An 18,627-nucleotide genomic window follows, 5' to 3' on the forward strand; every position below is an offset into this window, starting at 1 on the left:
GCAGTGCTGAAAATGTGAGGAGAAAGGCTGTTTCGGATTGCCGATTCGAAGTTGTGATATTGTCCCTAACAATGCAAAGTATTCGATTATTTCTATGGATACTCGCGATCTGTTGCTTGCTATCGGGCCAGGATTATCGCGGGAGAATTACAGGCCTTGTCACTGACTCAACTCGAGGCATTATTGCTGGTGCCACTGTCGAATTGAAAAACATAAACACCGGTGTCCTGACCACGCGCCAAACGAATGATGTGGGCGCCTATATCTTTGATTATGTTGAGCCCGGCAACTACCAACTCCAGGTGGAATACGCTGGCTTTAAGAAATTTGTCCAAACCATCATCCTCGTGGAGGCCAGAGCGAGCCTCTCCATTGATGCTGTTCTGAATCCTGGCTCTGCCGGGGAATCGATCACAGTCAGTGACAATCCCGTCCAGGTCAACGTGAATAATGCAAATGTCCAATTGACGATTGACACGAAACTCGCCAATGATCTGCCCCGCTTTGACCGGAATCCATTCAAGCTCAGTCTGCTTTCTCCGAATGCGGTCAACACCCGCACCGAGATGAATGCTTACAACTCCTGGGCCGCAAATTCCGTTGAACTCGGCGGTGGTACGAATCTAAAGAACGACCTGCTTGTCGACGGGTCGCCCATCGGCATCGGGCACAAGGCTACCTACACTCCGCCTCAGGATGCTGTTCAGGAAGTCAACGTACAGCAGAATTCCGTCGACGCTGAAAGCGGCCATTCTGCCGGCGGTGGCATCAGCATCTCGATGCGTTCGGGCACCAATGATTGGCATGGCAATGTCTGGTATCTTGGCCGTAATCCCGCCCTCAACGCGCTCACTGACCGTACTGCCAACTCCCGTTCTCTGGCCCGGAACAACATGTATGGCGCCTCTCTCGGCAATCCCATTCTCAAAAACAAATTGTTCAACTTCGCGGTCTATGAAGTCTGGAAGCAGCAGAACCCCATCAGCTATTTCCGTACGCTCCCTACCGATCTTGAACGCCAGGGCGACTTTTCACAATCGCGCAACATCGATGGTGGCATCCGCACCATCTACGATCCCTTCAGCACGCAGTTCAACGCGGCTACTGGAGCCGTGGTACGCACGCCCTTTGCTGGGAATCGCATCCCCACCAGCCGTTTTGACCCCACCTCACAGCAGTTTCTGGGAATGCTTTGGAAGCCGAATGCGACACCCGACAACATCACGAACCTGAATAACTTCAAGACGATCCTCTCGAATCGGACGGACTATTGGAACTTCTCTGATCGTGTTGACTATGTCATCAACGAGAAGTGGCGTGTCTCTGGCCGTTATTCACGTCTGCATACGATCACCACCTCGAATGACCCTACAGAGAACAAGTCTCCGCTGTACATTGTGCAGAATCCCTCGGCCCGCCATGCGACCTCTGTTGTCGGGGACGCTGTCTGGACCCTCAATGCCACCACGATTGTGAATATCCACGGCGATTATCACAATCTGGTCGACGACTTTGATTCTCCTCGCGATTACTTCCCCAGCTCGAATCTCTCCAAGTACTGGCCCAATAGCGATTGGTACAAGTCCTTTGTCCGCGCGGATCAGCTGCCCAGCTATATTCCTGGGATCAATATCGGAAGTTCGAGTTTCGGGATGGGCGGGACCTACTGGTATCAGCATCCGAGTGGCAATAGCTTCAGTGCCAAAATCTCTCAGGCTCGTGGCACTCACTATTGGAAGGCCGGCGCGGAATTCCGCCATTCCGGCGGCGCTTCCCTTGTCACCGGCAATACCCTGTTCAGCTTTCCTCAGGCGCTGACTGCAGATACCTTCAACGCTCCGAACACTCGTGTGGTGGGCCATGAGTACGCCACTTTCCTGCTCGGAGCCATCGATAACAATAGCCGCGCGATCGTCAAGCCTGTGAAGCAGCCGCGCAGCGAGTTCTTTGGTTTCTTCCTCCAGGACGATTGGAAGCTAAACCGCAATCTCACACTGAACATTGGTCTTCGTTATGAGTTCGATACTCCCTGGTATGACCCCGAGCACCAGATGTCCCGCTACCTCGATCTCAATGCAGCAAATCCCGATCTCACCGCGAATCCACCTGTGATGCCACCAGAGTTGCGAGCCTATCCGGCTCAACCGCTGCAGTGGAACGGCCAATGGTATTTCACTGACAACAAGAACCCCTACTCGTGGAATCGCCAGTGGAACAACTTCATGCCGCGCTTTGGTCTGGCCTGGAGAGTGGACGACAAGATGTCGGTGCGCTTTGGCTACTCGCGCTTCTCAACACCTTCCGAATACACCTTCATCGATGCCCCGTTCAGTGGATTTGAAGCGCTCAATTATCTGGAGCCGGCTTATATGGGGTATGACGCGACACAATCCGCGCAGGGCTTGCTCAATGGTGTGCCTCAGGCTACGTTGTCCAACCCCTACCCAGCCGACAAGAATCCTTTGATTCCGCCACGCGGGAAGGGGTTTGGCGCCGCGCTTGGGCTGGGTGGTGCGCCCTCGTTGTGGTTCAACCAGAATATGCGCCGGCCGACCAACGACCGTCTCTCGCTCTCGATCCAGCGTCAGGTTCCTGGCAAGATTGTTGTCGATGCAACGGCTTTTATTAACTACGGAGAAGGGCAGCTCTATTCCCGCAATCGCAACCTGCAGGATCCGCAACTGTCCTACACCTATAAGAGTGCATTGCAGGCAACGGTTGCTAATCCGTTCTACCAATACCTGACTCCGGCGCAGTTTCCCGGTCCCAACCGCAATGCACCCACGGTGACGCTTGGTTCATTGCTCAATCCTTATCCGCAATATGGCAGCATCTTTGAGGTGGGCAACAATGGATTCCGCAATCGCTACCAATCCATTGCGATTCAGGCTCGGCGCCCCTTCCAGAATGGGTTTAACTTCTTGATGGGTTATGCCTATATCCGGGAGCGGAACGACGGTTTCTTCAACGATCCGGAATACTATGCGAATCAGCCTCGCCTCATCGAGAGTGCAAATCCCCGGCATCGTCTGAATGGAGCGGGCTCTTATGAACTTCCCTTTGGAAAAGGACGGGCTTGGATGAGCAACTCGAATCGCATCCTCGATGGCGTCTTGGGAGGCTGGCAGGTGTTGGGTGCGATCTACGCAAACTCGGGGGCATTCCTGAACTTTGGTGCCCTGCAAGTGACCGGCGATCCACGCATCAGCAATCCCACGCCACAAGCCTGGTTCAATAAGAGTGTTTTCACAGTGCTGCCAGCCTTTACGCCGCGAACGAACCCAATCAACTACAGCGGTCTCACGGGGCCAATGACGCTGCAGTTGGATGCGACACTCTCGAAGAACTTCCGCATCACGGAGCGCATCAAAACAGAACTGAAGATGAGCGCCTACAATGCGACAAACCGGCTGAATCGAGCAGATCCCGATCTCGGTGTCACGAGCTCGACTTTCGGCCAAGCGATTCGCCAACGTGGGAACTACTTTGGCCGTCAACTCGAACTCGGTCTGAAGATCGCTTTCTAGAAGCTTCAGCTACAAGGACAAAACCAAGAGGCGCGCCGGGAAATCTCCTGGCGCGCCTCTGTCTGTTCTGCACCCGAATGGCATCTTTGCCCGACCTCTTGTGACAGATCGAGATCGGATTGTGGCAATCGAGTGGCTCTACGACGGAATCGTATCGGCTCAGAAGATGAAATGAAGCGCGATGCGCATAGAACGGGGAGCTTGGAAGCTGGATGCCATGTTGTAGGCTGGATTCACTCGCAATCCCTGTTCCGCAACGGCGCTCTGGAAGTGAAAGCCCTTGTACATGTCCGAGACCTCATCAAACTGGAGCTGCCCATCATTTGGGTGGTTATAGCGGGTTGCCTTATTCGTGACCGTGCCGTGATTGAAGAGATTGGTGACATTGGCCTCCAACCGAATGCGCCCCTTTTCCCCCAAGCGTCGCTGGTGGAAGTCGTGAGTGATCAGAAAATCGGTGCTGCGGAAGAACGGTGTCCGGCCGAGATCGCCACGTCCAGCGACGAAAACCGGGTCTCCGAGAATCCAGACATTTGTCGTGATGGGCGTTCCGGAGAAGGCGGAGAGACGCGGCGAGAGCGTAGTATCGCCCCAGCGCGACTTCCTTGTATAGACGCCGAAGAACTTAACGGTATGCGGCCTGTCCGTGGCCAGTCTTCCGCGGACGAACTTACCGTTCTGGTCGATCGACATCCACGGAAGGTCATAGTAAAGCGTCGAGTTCGGATTCGCTGCGCCGCCTTCGTCTGAACTGGCCAGGCCACTATAGTCGCCATATAGCCGGCTCCAGGTATAGCTGGTGACGATCTGAATGCCCTTCGGGTAGCGGCCGCGCAGAGAGAAATCAACCGCATCATAGTCGCGCTTTGCCGGCGGTGGCGGCAGCACGCCTGCGGGATAAACACTGGGATCCGCGGCCAATCCGAAGCCGGGATTGGCGACATAGAAAGCCGTACCATCCGCGCCCAGAACTCCCGAATTTTCGATCGTGCGGTCCAGTCGTTGGCGAGTGTAGCGTGCGCTGACTACGGTATTCGGATTCATCGCAAACTCAATACCTCCTTCATACTTGCGCTGGCGTGTGGGGCGAAGATTGGGATCGATGCGATTGTCTTCCGGATCATTGGCCGGAATCCGGTGATCGTAGCTTTCGATCAGATCGGAGCCCGGTGTGAGGCGGGAACGAATCTTCGTAAAGTCGGGGCTATTCAGCGGATACATATAGTCCACCCACTTTTCTCCACCGAAGCTGACGCGGGAGGCCTCATACTTCATAAGGTCGTAGAAGAGTCCGAATCCGGCAAACAACTTTAGCCGTCCGTCCCCCAAGGCATCCCAGGCCACTCCAAGACGCGGTGCGAGCTTTTGCGAGAACGGAAATTGAATGGTTGCGCCACCCTTGAGGAAAGACGGCACAGATTCGCGTTCGGTTCGCAAGCCCAGATTCAGCGTCAGGCGCGGCGATACTCGCCAACTGTCTTGTAAATAGATACTGTGATTTGTACTGGAGACACGTCCTGATGTTTCCATGTGCCGGTCGATATAATAACCATAAGTTCCGCGATAGGTCCCAGGCCGCGTCACCGTTGGATAAGCGAGATCCCAAAAGATCTGAATATTGCCGTCCGGCCAATAGTCACGTTGCACGTCATTGTGCAAGCGGTTCATCTGATAGCCCGTTTTGATGGTGTGCTGTCCCTTCCAATTGGCGAGGTAAATCAGATCTCCATTGAAATTGAGCCGTGTCTGCTGGTCTCGCGCGTTTTGCACATTGTCTGCAGTGAAGTTGCCGGCAGAACCTTTGAGGGCATCCGGAATCGGTAACTCGGCTGGCAGATTGGTATTTGTATTGACGAAGTGATAATAAGTTCCGCTGGGAACACCATAATTATCTTTAAAATTGCGGTAGTTATAGCCGCCGCGCAGAGAAAGAGACAGTTTTGCCGTCAGCGAGGCATCGGCACCAAAGTTGTAACTGGAGGCGGGGGCGCGGCCGCCGCGTTGCCGCCAGGGATTGTCGAACGAATCGGTGCCCTGCCGGTCGGGAAGCAGACCCTGCACCCGGGTGGGGGAGTACACATAGGAGGCGAAGGTACGGATCTTTGATGTGAGCGCATAGTCCACCTTGGTCACCAGAAAATCGGTACGATCTTTACTGCGATAGTGGCCACTTTCGCCCCGATCGAGAAAGGTCACTGTGCGTTCCGTCTGGCGAAATTCCGGATACCAACTGACAAAGGCCCACAGCTTGTCTTTGAGGATGGGCCCGCCGATCGAGCCGCCGGGGTTGAGCATCCGATAGCTGTCCTTCGGGTTGTGAAAGTACGAAGCCACATTGTCATTCTGCGGATCGATGCGTAGGGTGGGTCGTGGCGCTGCCTGGAAGATGTCCGATTCGGCATATAAGGACAACTGGCCATGAATCTTGTTGGACCCGCTGCGGATGATCGCGCTGACAACACCGCCCGTGCTCCCGCCAAACTGGGCGTCGAATGCGCCGCTCTTGACTTGGATTTCGTCGATCTGTTCGATCGGCAGTTGCGAAGTGCGCGGCAACAAGCCGGTCTGCAGATTCGTGTTGTCCACACCATCGATTAGGAACACGTTTTCTGAACCGCTGGCGCCATCAATTTGAAATCCGCCACTGAGCGGTTCAACTCGTGCACCGGGCGCAAGTGCAATTAGAGAATCGAAGCCACGATCCTTCGGCAGCCCATCGAAAAGAGACCTCCCTACGCTGGTAATCTGCGTGCTGCTTTGGGAGTCCACACTGACCGCGTCCGCAGCGACCTCAAGGGAACTCGAAACCGCGCCGACCGTTAGTTGAAAGTCCGCCCGCGAGGTTCTGCCCAGTGTCACTTCCATGGACGTTTTCCGGACGAGCGTGAAGCCGTCCGCCATCGCCGAGACCGTATAGACCCCAGGTGGCACGGCGGAGAACAGATAGGCGCCGGCCGGATCGGTCTGTGTCTGCAGCGGCTGCACCAGCGATGGCGAAATGATTTTGACCGTCGCGCCGGTGATCGGCAATCCAGCGGAATCAGAGACTGTGCCGCGAATGGAACCCGTCGTTTCCTGTGCCCATAGGGAGCCGAATAAAAGAAGAGAGGAGAGGAAGAGACCGTAGCGCCATACTGCACGCCGCTGGCCGATGATCTGAAGGAAATACATACTGCCGTTATCCCGTTGGTAGCGGACAGAGTGGAAGCCCATCTTTGGGCCTGGGCCTCAATCTTCCGGGCAATCCGCCTATCTTTCGGCTAAATGTTGGCCCGTCATACGGATAGAAGTGATTACGATAGCAGTTGGTGGACTTTTACCGGGTGTATGCGCCGCGAGATCGCGCAAAAATATTGAGCATTGGGGCACTGTTGGTTGCCTGCATTGCCGTCATGGACTGGCTGACCAAACCCTACCTTTCGCTGGGTTTTCTCTACCTGTTTCCGATCCTGCTTGTGGCCGGATTCCTGAACCGGCAGCAGATTCTCATCATCGGAGTGGGTTGCGCCATCCTAAGCGAGATGTTCAGCGCGCTGGAAAGCTCAGCGGAAATTCCCCGGACGGCGCTGGTGGCGATCGCCCTGGCCGGTGGCGGGCTTTTTTTCCGCGAGTTGATTCACAATCGCCAACTGGTAGTGCAGCACATGGGGGAACTGGAGGAGCAGTTTCGCTTGCGCCGTGATGCTGAGGAGCAACTGCGGGTTTTGGTGGAGACGAGTCCGGTCGCGATTCTCACCACCGATGGGAATGGCAGTATTCTGATTGCGAATCATGCCGCGGAGGCGATGTTTGGCGTCGATCCGGCTCAGGCCCGAGGCGATTCGATTTGCAGGTATCTTCCCAATCTGGAAACTGTTCTCGGCAATGACCATATGCCGGTCTATCGTACGGCGATCCAGTGCCCCGGACATCGACGGTCAGGTGAGATCTTTCTGGCCGAGGTTTGGTTCTCTACCTATGCAACCGATGCGGGGCCACGCCTGGCCGCGATCGTCGCCGACTTGTCGGAGGAAGAAAACACTTCCACCACCACGACTGCGGTTTCTGGCAACGCACGCGCATTGGTGGAGCGTGCCATCGAGACCTTGCGTCTCAGTTTGGGCTCGCTGCCTGTGGTCGCCCCCCCGGCGCTGGAGGTGGAAAGCAGTGGACCGGACAATGGGACACCGCTCAAGAAACTAACCGAGCGGGAAACACAAGTATTGCGACTGGTGCTGGAGGGGTTGACGAACAAGGAAATCGGAACTCGCTTGCAGGTTTCGGAAAGCTCTGTGAAGGCGACCCTCCAGCAACTGTTTGCGAAAGTCGCCGTGCGCACCAGAAGCCAACTGGTGCGAGTGGCTTTGGAATCCTACCGGGATCAGTTTCCGAGATAAGTGGGAATTTCCTGGAACGAATCATTCCTGGACATCAGGAATGTGGAGAGTTCTTGCGGAAGATCGAAGGAATCAATGATAGCGATGCCGCATTGCTGGCTATGTTAGATTGATCTGAAATCTGACCGGGAGACTCACCTCGAATGACTGATACTGCCTACTCTGGCGGAGGAGAAGTGACCTCCCTCTTGAAACGTGCTTCGCGTGGAGATCAGAGTGCTCGCGAGGAACTCTATCCTCATATCTATCAGGAACTGAAGCGTTTGGCCTCTGCTCATATGGCACGGGAGCGAGCCGGACATACTCTGCAACCAACTGCCTTACTGCACGAGGCTTACTTGCGCCTCATCGAATCGCGTGACATCGACTGGGTGGGGCGAGGCCATTTCTATGCGACTGCCGCGAAGGTGATGAGGCGAATCCTGATCTCCCATGCGCGCACGCATCAGGCGGGCAAACGCGGTGGAGGGCTGCAGCGCGTCGATCTCGATCAAGCCTTCGTTTCCACACCAGAGCGCGAGCCCATATTAATTTCGCTGGATGAGGCACTTTCACGTCTCGAATTGGAGTCGCCTCGCGCTTATCAATTAGTGGAACTGAAGTTCTTTGCTGGATTGAGTTTCGAAGAAGCGGCCTTGGCCTTGAACGTTTCCTCACGCACGCTGAAACGGGATTGGGAAACCGCAAAGCGATGGCTTTATCGAGAACTCCAGGGAAGTCGTCAGTTCCCCAATGAAGACAAGGAAGGGAATGGATAAATCGTCTTGTCTGAACTCTCGCGCTGGGATCAAGTTTCGCAACTTCTCGCTGAGGTGAGTGCCGTCGCGGCTGCAGACCGCGAAGCCTACCTCCAAGCGCGGACACAAGATTCGAGCTTACGCGCAGAGGTGCTGAGTCTGCTAAGCGTCGAGATGCCAAGTGCCGACCTGCTGGAACAGTCGGCGATGGATTGGTGCCAGATCGATTTTGCATCGGCGGACGAGGCGAGAATCGAACCCCGGCTCAGGGTGGGAGAAATGCTTGCGAACCGCTTTCACATCGCAGCGTTTCTGGGCCGGGGTGGGATGGGCGAAGTCTATGCCGCCGAAGATCATGAACTGCAGGAGCGGGTGGCCTTAAAGCTCCTGCATCCTGAGTTAGCAAGCCAAGCGGATTTCATTGCCCGCTTCCGGCGGGAGATCCGGCTTGCCCGCCGCATCTCGAGTCCGAATGTGGCGAAGGTTTTCGATCTGGTGCAAGAGCCGGATCACCACCTGGGGACCTTGCACTTTTACGTACTCGAACTCCTCGAAGGCGAAACCCTTGGCGCCCGCTTGAGACGCGATGGCGCGCTGCTGACATCAGAAGCCGTCGAGATTGCCCGGCAAATGGCAGCAGGTCTGGCAGCGGTTCATGCCTCGGGTGTCATCCATCGCGACTTCAAACCGGCGAACGTCATCCTGACCAAGGGCCGGGTTGTGGTGACTGACTTTGGCCTGGCCGCACCAATTGTGCGAGAAACAGGACAAGCTTCGCTGCGGACTGCAAGTCTTCTGCTTGGCACTCCGGGCTATGTGGCGCCCGAGCAGTGGGCTGGGAAACCCGCAACCATTGCAACGGACGTATATTCCTTTGGCATCGTTCTTCATGAGATGATCACCGGCCGTCACCCCAATGCAGAGGGTGCAAAGCTGGAAGGCGTCTGGGGACGAGTGGTGGCCAAATGCCTCCAAATGGATCCGGAGAAGCGCTGGTCCGGCCCCATGGCTGCAGTGGACGCATTGACTCCCGAGTGGGGCTCAAGACGTAGATTGCTCCTCGGTGTAGGCGGCTTGATGGCGCTTGGCGGTCTTGGTGCCACTGGCTGGATGACGTACCGCTCCCGTCGGAACTCGATGCTGCCGCCAGGAAGACTTCTGCTGGTTGCTCCGATTCGCAATAGTACTGGAGACGCCAGCTTCGATGGCATGACCGTGTTGCTCAAGAATCAATTGGCGCAGTCGGGGCACTTCCAGTTGCTCTCGGATGCGCAACTCGTCGACGTGCGGAAGCGAATGCGATTACCGGTCGCTGCAGAACTGGACGCAAAGCAGATGCGTGAGATCGCTCTCCGGGAAGGCGCTAGCGCCGTATTGTACGGAACGTTAAGCCGCCTGTCGGATGATTACACGCTTCGCCTTCGTCTGGAAGTGCTCGAAGGGCATCCGTCTTTTGCCCCGGCCACCTGGGACCATGAGGTGACAGTACGAGGAAAGCAGGAGTTGTTGGAGGCCGCGCGGCCTGCGGCAACTTGGGTCCGTGCCTCGGTGGGTGAGGTTCCTGCGGAGATTTCCCGGCGCTCGCAAGCGCCAAGTAAGGTGACGACGGCTTCCTGGGAGGCACTTGCTCTGTTTACCGAGGCAGAGAAACACTATGCCGCAGATCAGCGCCAGGCGGCTGTTGCGCTTTATCGGGAGGCGTTGCGAGTGGATCCGGATTTTGTACAGGCAGCCTTCCGGGTCGCAGATCTCCTACTCCAGGATGGGTTTCGTGAGGAGTCCTATCGTCTGTGGGACAGAATCAACGAACTGCTCCGTCAGAATCCAGTCACCACACGGGAAGCTTTTTCGATTCGCGAGACCTATGCTCACGACACTGGACAATGGCCGTTGTTTCGCGAGATCTGTCTGGTTCGGAAGCAATACTTCCCGGAGGAAGCACAGACTTATGCCGGCTTAGGCCGGGCGAACTCGCGGCTGGGGCGTTTTGAAGAGTCCGTCGCAGCATGGACAAAGGCATTGGAGTTGCGGCCAGGATGGCGGATGCCCCTCATCCAGCGCGCCTACGTCTACATCGCGATGGGGAGCTTGGACTCCATCCCGGATGAGATTCAGAAGATCCGTGAGTTAAAGGAGTTTGCCTGGGCAGATTTTGTCGAAGCGAAGTATCACTTCTGCCAGCAACGTCTCGCGAAGGCATTGGAGATCTTCGAGCGCCTGTCGCAGAGTGCCGATGCGTATTGGCGCGGCTTTGGTCCTTTGATGGCCGGCCAGATTGCTGCGGAATTGAATGACATCGCATTGGCAAAGAAGCTCTGGCTCAACAGCGCTGAAGCAGATCTGCGTCATGGCGATACAGGATTTCGCGCCGATAAGTTGATTCTGCTGGGCCATCTTGCTGCTCGTGATGGAGACCGGGAGGCGGCAATTCGTTATGCGAATGCGGCGAGAGAGGCGCAGCCCGGTCTGCTTCTCGATTGCCGGGCAGCGGCTATGTTGGCCTGTGAAGGCATGCCAGACCGTGCGGAGCGAATCCTCGGTGAGTGGAGTAGCCCGCCGCGCTATCCGGCGCACCGGGCCGCTGCAGCCCGCGCGCGCAGATCTTTTGCTGGCGAGAAATGATCTGGAAGGGGCCAGAAAAGTTGCGGAAGAAGGAAGGGATCTCTTCGCCCGTGACCGGGTTCGGGATCACGATCTCAGAATCGCATTGCGCCTTCCGGTCCAGGACGAAGCAGCCTATGTTCCGGCGCTTGTAGCGAAGCAGCCGGGTTTGTTCTTTGGGGCTTATGGGGAAGTTCCTCCAGGTTTATACCGGTTTACGTTGACGGGATGGCAGAAAGCCATTCCATCAAGTGAAGCTGCGTCAATCCTCCAACGGATTGACGCTTAACTCTAGAAAGTGAAGGAAGAATATGTCTGTAGATAAACAAGAACGATTGATCGCAGCCTTGGCCTTTGTGATGAAGCCCGAATGGTTTGCTGAGCTGCCGGCCCCAGCTAACTACACGGGGCAGGCCGCCTCAGACGCGTACTGCGACTACCTGAAGAAGCTGAACTTTGATGATGAGACGATCAACGACATTAAATCAAAGGTCGCCATTCTGAATGAGCAGAGCGAGTTTAAATCCATTTGCGATGTGCTGGCAGGCATCTTCACAGATGGCTATGATACACCGCCCTGCACCAGGCGCAAGGACTTTGAATCAATTCTCGCCGGCATCAGGCAAGTCGCCTACGCGCAAGGTATCTGAAATTTTTATGAACCTAACCAGGCGTAGTTTGATTCACGCGTCTCTAGCGGCAACCGGGCTGATCTCGTCAGCCCGGTCCTCGCCGGGAGCGGACCAGGATATCGTGACGCGTCGTATGAATGAGACGCTATTCCTCGGCTGGAAAGAGTTCATCGCGAACTATACTGTCAATGCTCCCACCTTCCGTCTGCCTTCGCGCCCACGACCGAATGCAGCTGGATTATCGCTTGACGGGAGATACAAGGTGCTCTTGGAACGAGCCTATACCGCTTGGAGGAATGCGTATCGGCGTGCCAATGCCGAGAGTACGGATGATTCTCTGAGTGCACTCGATTTTCGAGGCCAGATCTGGGCGGCAAACTCGCATCGGCAAGCCTGCGCTCCCTTCTCGAAAGAAAATGTTCACTCCGATCTACGCTTTCTTGCCTGGCATCGAGCCTTTGTCTGGTCTCATGAGCGAGCATTGATCTCACTCCTCTTAGAAGATTCTCAAGTTCGCCGTGAGGAAGCAGAGTCATTCAGAATTCCGTATTGGGGATGGGACACAGAACTGAAGATTCCCGCTCTCTATCAATCCGGGGCTCTTGGGGATGAAGTGCGAAATCAGAAACTAGAATGGAGCGACCTCGGCCGCTCAGACACTTCTTTCGTCGCGATTCTCCGCGCTGCAGGGGCCTGGAGAAATTTTGTGGGTACCGCCGACGCTCCCTCCAGTGTGGCGAATCAGGTCCATAACGACATCCATCGAGCGCTCGGCAAGAGAATGGTCAACTGGGCTACGACGGCCCTGGATCCAATTTTCTACGCCCATCACGGAAATCTCGACCGGCTTTGGCGTGACTTCATTCATCTGCGTGATCCCAACCAGGATAAAGACCTTGTCAACTCTTTGCAGACGACCTATGTGGTGGTCCCGAACCCAACCAGCCAATGCAAGCGCGACAGGTTCCTCAGGTTTAAGATCTGGGCCCTTCTCGATGAGAAGGCACTCGGTTACTCCTATGAGGCACCCTATACCGTTCTGGATGCAAATCCAAAATCCTCTTATAGGACGAGTCTTGTGTCAGGCATCAATCCGTATGTCGCATCAGAGAAACCACTGCCTGTCATTCAGAGCACACGGGCTTTGCAATTGCGGGTACTGCATATAAAAGGGAATGTAGAGATGGCGCCGGCTGGCGGTCGCTTCCTGCTGATTGCTATCGCTTCCAAAGGGCAATTTTCTACCGCAAAAATGATCGAGCTTGGAGTGCTTACATTCCTCGATCATTCCTCACAGGGCGGTGTTCACTCGAGTCATCCGAAGCAGCAACAGTTTTCTGTGTCGTTTCTTCTGGAGAAATCTCGATATGGTCCTCTTGCACAGAGTAAGAGTTTGCAGTTCCTCCTTGTGTCGAGACGCGGACGTAGGTGGCGTGACGGGATTTCGATAGCGGTCACAGATTCTGCAATTGAATGGGGCGAATAGCCCATCAGAATCGCGGGATCAATGTGTCCCTGTTTCTCCTTCATTTGCGCACTCTAAGTAACGCGACACAAATCTTTCAGGTGTGGCGAATGAAGGAGAAACAGACATGCCTTACACACTCAAACGCATTGGCCCCAGTACCTTCACTGCTGTGCCAGGCGCATCGTTCCATATCTTGTTGCAGGTGGATTCCGGGAGTCTCGCTGGCGTCATTGCCCGGTATGATGGTACCTTCACAACCACGAATCCTTTCAGCTATACAGTCGCGGCAGCCACCAAGAACCTTGGGATCGACTTTGGTGCAACAAATCCAACTGCCACGCTCAGTATTCTGGAAGTCGACGGAAACAACCACCAACTTCTGACCACTCGGCCTTCTGTCGATTCCACCTGTAATCTTCGGATTGTTTCTGATTCTTCGCTTGAGCAAGCTGAGGAACCCATCCCCCCTCAGAATCTAGCTTCCAAGCAGAAAGGGAGCAAGAGATGAGGCACCCAAGTTGGATCGGTTGGGCGGGGCTGCTCCTTTCGCTGCAGGGGACTCTGCTCGCGCAGTCCCTTCAGTCGAAACTCAGTCCTACCACACGGAGCAAAATCGCGTCTGTCGCAGAAGAGCTGCGCAAGGATCACCCACTAAAAGTAAATGAAGATTACAATCCGTTCTTCGGTTCACTCCTCGATCGTTCCCAGATCCTGCGCGAGTTCGCGTATCTCCATCCTAAGTCCCTGAGTCAGGTGGTGAACCAAGCCGATCAACGGTTCCAGGCCCGCCGTATCGATCGTCAATTTGGAGAGTCGTCCGCAGGTGGAGCGAGCACCTCGCTTGTGTCAAAAACAGGAGTTGCAGATCTGATTATTGAGTCTCGCGGAATATAGCGGATTCAGAAGCATAGAGAAGACTGCTTCCAGCAAGCAACGAGTAGATGCTTTCTTCGGCGCATGCGCTTGAGTTTAGTTCTGGCCATTTCACCGAGTTGCCAGAGATCTTTGGCGCAGATATTCGGGAGTTCGTGCTGCTTGAGATGAGCCCAGATATATTCGACGGGATTCAGTTCGGGAGCGTAAGCTGGAAGCCGAAGAGTCTGGATGCGGCCATCACAACTTGCGATGAAATCCTGAACGAACTTGCTGCGATGAGCAGCCAGTCCGTCCCATACGATCAGGATCTTGCCTGGGATGACCCGAAGTAGTTTTCCGAGGAAGATCACAATGTGCGGACTCTTGATCGTTTCGCTGAACATTTCAAAGTGAAGATTCCAGCGGCTCAGTCCTGCGATGAGCGAGAGGTTCTTCCAGTTGAAGTGATGGAACAGAATAGGTGTCTGGCCGCGCGGAGCCCAGGTGCGGCATCGATGAGGCTTCTGCGTTAGTCCGCTTTCGTCAATGAAGACAATGGTGCGGCCTTCTTCCTGGGCTTTTTTTTAGCGTTGGGCCAAGTCACCTGTTTCCACTCGCGAATGGCCTTCTCATCGCGTTCGAGCGCACGTCCCACTGGCCGTTGAGGACTCCAGCCCAAGGCGCGCAGAATGCGCCAGACGTGGCCCGGATGGTAGCGAATCTGAAATTCCTGCTCGATCAAATCGGCTACCCGCTGGCAGGTCCACAACGGCGTTTCATAGCCGAGTTTTTCCGGCCCCGCCAGCAACTTGTTCGTCAGAAGCTTTGCCTGTTTGTCCGCCAGCAAAGGCTTCCGGCCAGCGCGTCCAGCCTGCTCGAGAGCCTTCCTGCCACCTTCGCTATATTCCTTGCGCCAGCGGCTCACCGTCTGGTTGGCGACCATTAACTCATGGCCGATCTGACTGTTGTTGAAACTCTCTCGCATCAATGCCAGTGCTCTCATCCTCCGCACTTCCAAGGCATCGAAATCGCGAGCCACTCCACGCGGGTTTCCCATATACAGATTAGAACCCGACAGAAGTCAATGTGTTCCGCTATATTATGTGATTATCAATAGTGGCGCTCTGGAGAATGGTGCGCTGTCTCGCAACAGTCAGGGGACTGTTTCTACCTTTCGAGTACAGGCCTATGGACTCTATAGTCTGTTCCACCCAAGCGCGGGTCCTTGCACTCTCCTCAATCCCGCTTGCGACTCCCCTACGGAGACAATCCTACGCGGGATCTCAGGAAGTGTTTCGATCGACAACAATCCCTCCTCACAAGGTACTCTCTTACCTTTAGAGTCAGCCGGATCCACCCGGTCAGCCAACCCGATGGACTTCCTGGTAGAAGCGACCGGAGGCGGTCGCTTCTCCGCCGCCAGTTTTCGATATGAGTTCCGAAGGCGTACAAATCCGAATACTCCAGAGACGAAGCAATTCATCAAAAAGTACGACAGTCTTGCCGGAGTTCGGAAGGATTTTCTGGAACAGATGACGAGGTTCCTTGACCAAGCTGAGAATAATAAAAAACTGCAAGACACATGGGATACCTTTAATCGAAATGTTGAAAGTGGCTTCAATCAAGTCTGGAACTCTGGGCAACGATCTGCGACAGAGCTTGAAAAGGTATATTCGAACGAATTGGTAAATCTCTGGAGTGCCATTGAAAAGGATGCACCCTCAAACCAGGGCTGGGCCGAACTCCTCAGCTCAAATCAGAACTATGTGACAGGCATCAATCAAGCTCTGGCCGATGTTCTCCTCAAGCCGAAGTTCACGGTGGAGTACACCCATGCTTCCCCGCTAAATCAATCGCCCACGTCCAATGTACGCCTAATCGGCGATTTCAAGTTTGGCAAGCACCGCAATTCGAATGATGAGCTCATCGATTCGGGTGACTATCAGAATCTGTTGACCTTCAATCTGGCACTGACTCTTTACGAGAAGGTCCCGCGAGGACTTCGAGTGGGACAACTGCGGGACGCTCAGGCCGCGCTGCAGTACGACCGCAAGCTGGGGCCTGCCAACTGGTTGAACCGGCCTGTGTTCTCCCTCGCCGGTTACTACCAATACCAGATCAATAACGCGATTCTGGAGTTCGACAAGAGCACCTTTGCTCCAGGCACAGACATTCCTCTACCGCGTCCCGCGGATGAAGTTCTCAACTCCAGCGGACACATCGGAATCTTCCAGGCTAAGCTTACCTTGCGCCTGAGTGAAACGGTCTCGATTCCATTGGCGGTTTCCTGGTCCAATCGTACCGAGCTCCTGAAGGCAAGTGCCGTCCGTGGCCAATTCGGAATCAGCATCGATCTGAATAAGCTGCTCGCAAAGACGGGTGCCACAAATTCACAATAATGAGGGAGGGCATGTACTCGGAAGAGGTTGGCCTGCATGCCCCTGTCACACCGAGCTCCGATCCTGCAGCAGTCCAAGTTCCTGCGCCGCCTCGGCCGATTCGTCTTCAAACTGAATGGCTTCCTTCCCTTCGGGTGTCACGCGCGGAGAAAGGGTGTGGATCGCACCCAGGTCATCGCCAGTAGCGAGAGCACAACACTCAGGAAGACCAACAGCGCAGTAAATTGCCCCAAGAGCTTGGTCGCATCTCCTTGCGCATGTGCAGAGAGGACTTCGAGGTCGACGATCCGAAATAGAAACTGACGAAAAAGAATTCGGAATGGCGTCGTGTTCATCGACTAGGCCCCCACAAGATCGGCAATTTTCCTGGAGATTGCGGAGCTGTCTTGCGCGACCGCCAATTGGCGGAAAATGCTCTCCAGGTCTGGAGCCGGCATCAATCCGCGCAACCGCTCGATCGAATCATCCGCAACCACCTTACCTCGATGCAGAATCACAACGCGGCTGCAGATCCGCTCGACCGTTTCCAGTTCGTGGGAACTAAACAGTACCATCTTGCCGCACGCGGCCAGCTCTGTGATGAGGCTTCTTAAAATGAGTCCGGTTCCCACGTCGGAGCTGCGCGACAATCACCAGATACTCAAGCCCGCTGAGATGGGAGTCGGACTCCTCGGGTACATAACCCATCTTTTGTTTGAACCCGATCCAATCCTCGCTGATGGTCTTTCCGTGGAACAGAATCATCCCGGAACTGGGTTGCAATAACCCGGTGATGATCTTCATCGTGGTGGGTTTTCCCAAACCGTTCGGCCCGAGATAGCCGGTTACCTCGCCGGCGCGCGCGGAGTAACTGACATCCTCAACAGTGGGAATTCCACGAAAAGCTTTCGAAACCTGGCATAGTTCCAGCATCCGAAACTCCTGCCGCGGGAGTAGCAGCACTTCAGACACCGCTGCTCTGCGGAAAGTTCCACTTGGGGTACAACCGCAGATCGCGCTTGACTCCGATATTGATTACCTTCACAATGTGTGAGTAATCATGCTAGGTGAGTTTGAATTCCTCCTTCTATCCTCAGCTGCAGCCTTAGGCGACGGCGCTTATGGCGCTGCGATCCGCGAGCGAATCGAGTCCGCAACCAAAGAACGATGTTCCATCGGAGCGCTCTACACAACGATCGATCGCCTCGAAGCGAAAGGCTTCTTGCGCACCTGGATGGGCGAAGCTACGCAGCAACGCGGCGGCCGCGCAAAACGTATGGTGGAGGTGACACCCGAAGGCATCGCAGCGGCAAATGAGTTCTACGAAATCGTAAGACGCGTAAGCCGCGGGGCCTCCTGGGCGATAGGGGATCTTGCGTGACAAGGCTCATCGATCACTTCGTTAACATGGCAGCGCAGTGCCTGGACCCCGAGGAACGGGATGCCGTGCAAGGCGACCTTGCCGAGGCGGGAACTCCAGCTTCGGTTGCCTTGCGCGAAGTGCTGGGACTGGTGCTACGGCGCATGGAGTGGCAGGCTTGGCTTGCCTCCTTTGCTCTGGCCTTGCCCTGCTCCTTGCTGCTGATGGGCTATTCGCTTTCGGTCAGCCGGACCTTCCAACAATCGTTTTTCCACCTCACTGGCTGGGTCCTCAGTCCTGCCCTCTGGCTCTTGCTCTGTAATGCCCTATTGCTGGGAGGCTGGGCCTGGGCAACCGCTTTTTCGATGAGCGCTGGAACTCGCCGGACTGCCTTTCTCATTGCCCTTCTATCGATTCTTCCCTGCGGCATCTGCTTTGCAGAACTTCGATTGGAATCTGTGTCGAGGCTCTGTCTCTCCCTTTGCTTGCTCCCGGCGATTTGGAGTCTCTTCCGGCCTTCCTGCTGGATGCGACTCCAGATGAAGCCAGCCGTCACCTTGGCGCTGGCCACCACCGCATGCACCATCCCCATGTGGAGTAGCGGTGGCCCATGGATCCCCAATTGGGCCTTGAGTTGGCCCGCATGGTATCTGGTTGCGGCGTCGCAATGGCACCGCAAAGACATCTGAGACC

At 55.3% G+C, this 18,627-nt stretch carries 17 protein-coding genes; 10 read left to right on the forward strand and 7 right to left on the reverse strand.

The window, feature by feature from the left end; translation table 11 throughout:
* The first annotated feature begins 71 nt into the window (after positions 1-71).
* The gene (locus tag M017_RS0110615) at positions 72-3,527 is read left to right on the forward strand and encodes an outer membrane beta-barrel protein (protein ID WP_031497830.1); all 3,456 of its coding nucleotides are present in this window, start codon (positions 72-74) and stop codon (positions 3,525-3,527) included.
* Between the two features lie 159 nt (positions 3,528-3,686).
* On the opposite strand, the gene M017_RS0110620 is transcribed toward M017_RS0110615, so the two are convergent.
* Positions 3,687-6,698, reverse strand: coding sequence for a TonB-dependent receptor (locus M017_RS0110620; protein ID WP_162179884.1), 3,012 nt, complete (start codon positions 6,696-6,698; stop codon positions 3,687-3,689).
* A gap of 182 nt (positions 6,699-6,880) precedes the next feature.
* Here M017_RS0110620 and M017_RS29935 point away from each other — a divergent pair, with 182 nt between their 5' ends.
* The 6 genes from M017_RS29935 to M017_RS0110655 all read left to right on the forward strand — a co-directional run bounded on the left by M017_RS29935 (position 6,881) and on the right by M017_RS0110655 (position 13,849).
* Complete coding sequence (locus M017_RS29935) at positions 6,881-7,903, forward strand: LuxR C-terminal-related transcriptional regulator (RefSeq protein WP_155121349.1); 1,023 nt, start codon at positions 6,881-6,883, stop codon at positions 7,901-7,903.
* 176 nt (positions 7,904-8,079) lie between these two features.
* Positions 8,080-8,661 carry a sigma-70 family RNA polymerase sigma factor gene (locus M017_RS0110630; protein ID WP_238325860.1) on the forward strand — a complete coding sequence of 194 codons (582 nt, stop codon included), beginning with the start codon at positions 8,080-8,082 and terminating at the stop codon, positions 8,659-8,661.
* A gap of 6 nt (positions 8,662-8,667) precedes the next feature.
* Positions 8,668-11,262 carry a serine/threonine-protein kinase gene (locus M017_RS0110635; RefSeq protein ID WP_031497834.1) on the forward strand — a complete coding sequence of 865 codons (2,595 nt, stop codon included), beginning with the start codon at positions 8,668-8,670 and terminating at the stop codon, positions 11,260-11,262.
* 290 nt (positions 11,263-11,552) lie between these two features.
* Positions 11,553-11,891, forward strand: a complete 339-nt coding sequence (locus tag M017_RS29700; RefSeq protein WP_031497835.1) for a hypothetical protein — start codon at positions 11,553-11,555, stop codon at positions 11,889-11,891.
* Between the two features lie 115 nt (positions 11,892-12,006).
* On the forward strand, positions 12,007-13,359 hold the full coding sequence (locus M017_RS0110650; protein WP_031497836.1) for a tyrosinase family protein: 1,353 nt from the start codon (positions 12,007-12,009) through the stop codon (positions 13,357-13,359).
* A 106-nt stretch (positions 13,360-13,465) separates the two neighbouring features.
* Positions 13,466-13,849, forward strand: coding sequence for a hypothetical protein (locus M017_RS0110655; protein ID WP_031497837.1), 384 nt, complete (start codon positions 13,466-13,468; stop codon positions 13,847-13,849).
* A 391-nt stretch (positions 13,850-14,240) separates the two neighbouring features.
* Here M017_RS0110655 and M017_RS30680 read toward each other — a convergent pair whose 3' ends face one another.
* The 3 genes from M017_RS30680 to M017_RS29275 form a co-directional block, all read right to left on the reverse strand.
* Positions 14,241-14,753: an IS630 family transposase gene (locus M017_RS30680; RefSeq protein ID WP_051669432.1), complete on the reverse strand. Its 513-nt coding sequence runs from the start codon at positions 14,751-14,753 to the stop codon at positions 14,241-14,243.
* On the reverse strand, positions 14,726-15,253 hold the full coding sequence (locus tag M017_RS29945; RefSeq protein WP_080507452.1) for an IS630 family transposase: 528 nt from the start codon (positions 15,251-15,253) through the stop codon (positions 14,726-14,728). Before M017_RS29945 ends, M017_RS30680 begins: the two co-directional genes overlap by 28 nt.
* 304 nt (positions 15,254-15,557) lie before the next feature.
* Entirely contained in the window at positions 15,558-15,821 is a 264-nt protein-coding gene (locus M017_RS29275) for a hypothetical protein (protein WP_155121350.1), read from the reverse strand.
* 57 nt (positions 15,822-15,878) lie between these two features.
* On the opposite strand from M017_RS29275, the gene M017_RS0110675 reads away from it, so the two are divergent.
* The gene (locus M017_RS0110675; protein ID WP_155121351.1) at positions 15,879-16,595 is read left to right on the forward strand and encodes a hypothetical protein; all 717 of its coding nucleotides are present in this window, start codon (positions 15,879-15,881) and stop codon (positions 16,593-16,595) included.
* A 137-nt stretch (positions 16,596-16,732) separates the two neighbouring features.
* Here M017_RS0110675 and M017_RS0110685 read toward each other — a convergent pair whose 3' ends face one another.
* The 3 genes from M017_RS0110685 to M017_RS30225 are packed head-to-tail and all read right to left on the reverse strand — an operon-like array spanning position 16,733 to position 17,546.
* A complete protein-coding gene (locus tag M017_RS0110685; RefSeq protein ID WP_031497840.1) occupies positions 16,733-16,930 on the reverse strand; it encodes a hypothetical protein in 198 nt (65 codons plus the stop codon).
* A gap of 3 nt (positions 16,931-16,933) precedes the next feature.
* Complete coding sequence (locus M017_RS30220; RefSeq protein WP_238325861.1) at positions 16,934-17,149, reverse strand: hypothetical protein; 216 nt, start codon at positions 17,147-17,149, stop codon at positions 16,934-16,936.
* A complete protein-coding gene (locus tag M017_RS30225; RefSeq protein WP_272945389.1) occupies positions 17,136-17,546 on the reverse strand; it encodes an ATP-binding cassette domain-containing protein in 411 nt (136 codons plus the stop codon). The genes M017_RS30220 and M017_RS30225 overlap by 14 nt, the downstream gene beginning before the upstream one ends.
* Positions 17,547-17,634: 88 nt before the next feature.
* On the opposite strand from M017_RS30225, the gene M017_RS0110695 reads away from it, so the two are divergent.
* Together M017_RS0110695 and M017_RS0110700 are read left to right on the forward strand one after the other, a co-directional pair.
* Positions 17,635-17,955 carry a PadR family transcriptional regulator gene (locus tag M017_RS0110695; protein ID WP_031497841.1) on the forward strand — a complete coding sequence of 107 codons (321 nt, stop codon included), beginning with the start codon at positions 17,635-17,637 and terminating at the stop codon, positions 17,953-17,955.
* Between the two features lie 26 nt (positions 17,956-17,981).
* Positions 17,982-18,623, forward strand: a complete 642-nt coding sequence (locus tag M017_RS0110700) for a hypothetical protein (protein WP_031497842.1) — start codon at positions 17,982-17,984, stop codon at positions 18,621-18,623.
* Positions 18,624-18,627 lie beyond the last annotated feature (4 nt).

This window comes from Bryobacter aggregatus MPL3 (genome assembly GCF_000702445.1).
In the GTDB taxonomy this organism is placed as follows: Bacteria; Acidobacteriota; Terriglobia; order Bryobacterales; family Bryobacteraceae; genus Bryobacter; species Bryobacter aggregatus.

Excerpts from the sequence above, each read along its gene's own strand:
- M017_RS0110615 (WP_031497830.1), top strand. The coding sequence starts at position 72 with ATGCAAAGTATTCGATTATTTCTATGGATACTCGCGATCTGTTGCTTG.
- M017_RS0110620 (WP_162179884.1), bottom strand. The coding sequence starts at position 6,698 with ATGTATTTCCTTCAGATCATCGGCCAGCGGCGTGCAGTATGGCGCTAC.
- M017_RS29700 (WP_031497835.1), top strand. The coding sequence starts at position 11,553 with ATGTCTGTAGATAAACAAGAACGATTGATCGCAGCCTTGGCCTTTGTG.
- M017_RS0110650 (WP_031497836.1), top strand. The coding sequence starts at position 12,007 with ATGAATGAGACGCTATTCCTCGGCTGGAAAGAGTTCATCGCGAACTAT.
- M017_RS0110655 (WP_031497837.1), top strand. The coding sequence starts at position 13,466 with ATGCCTTACACACTCAAACGCATTGGCCCCAGTACCTTCACTGCTGTG.
- M017_RS29945 (WP_080507452.1), bottom strand. The coding sequence starts at position 15,253 with ATGGGAAACCCGCGTGGAGTGGCTCGCGATTTCGATGCCTTGGAAGTG.
- M017_RS0110685 (WP_031497840.1), bottom strand. The coding sequence starts at position 16,930 with ATGAACACGACGCCATTCCGAATTCTTTTTCGTCAGTTTCTATTTCGG.
- M017_RS30220 (WP_238325861.1), bottom strand. The coding sequence starts at position 17,149 with ATGGTACTGTTTAGTTCCCACGAACTGGAAACGGTCGAGCGGATCTGC.
- M017_RS0110695 (WP_031497841.1), top strand. The coding sequence starts at position 17,635 with ATGCTAGGTGAGTTTGAATTCCTCCTTCTATCCTCAGCTGCAGCCTTA.
- M017_RS0110700 (WP_031497842.1), top strand. The coding sequence starts at position 17,982 with ATGGCAGCGCAGTGCCTGGACCCCGAGGAACGGGATGCCGTGCAAGGC.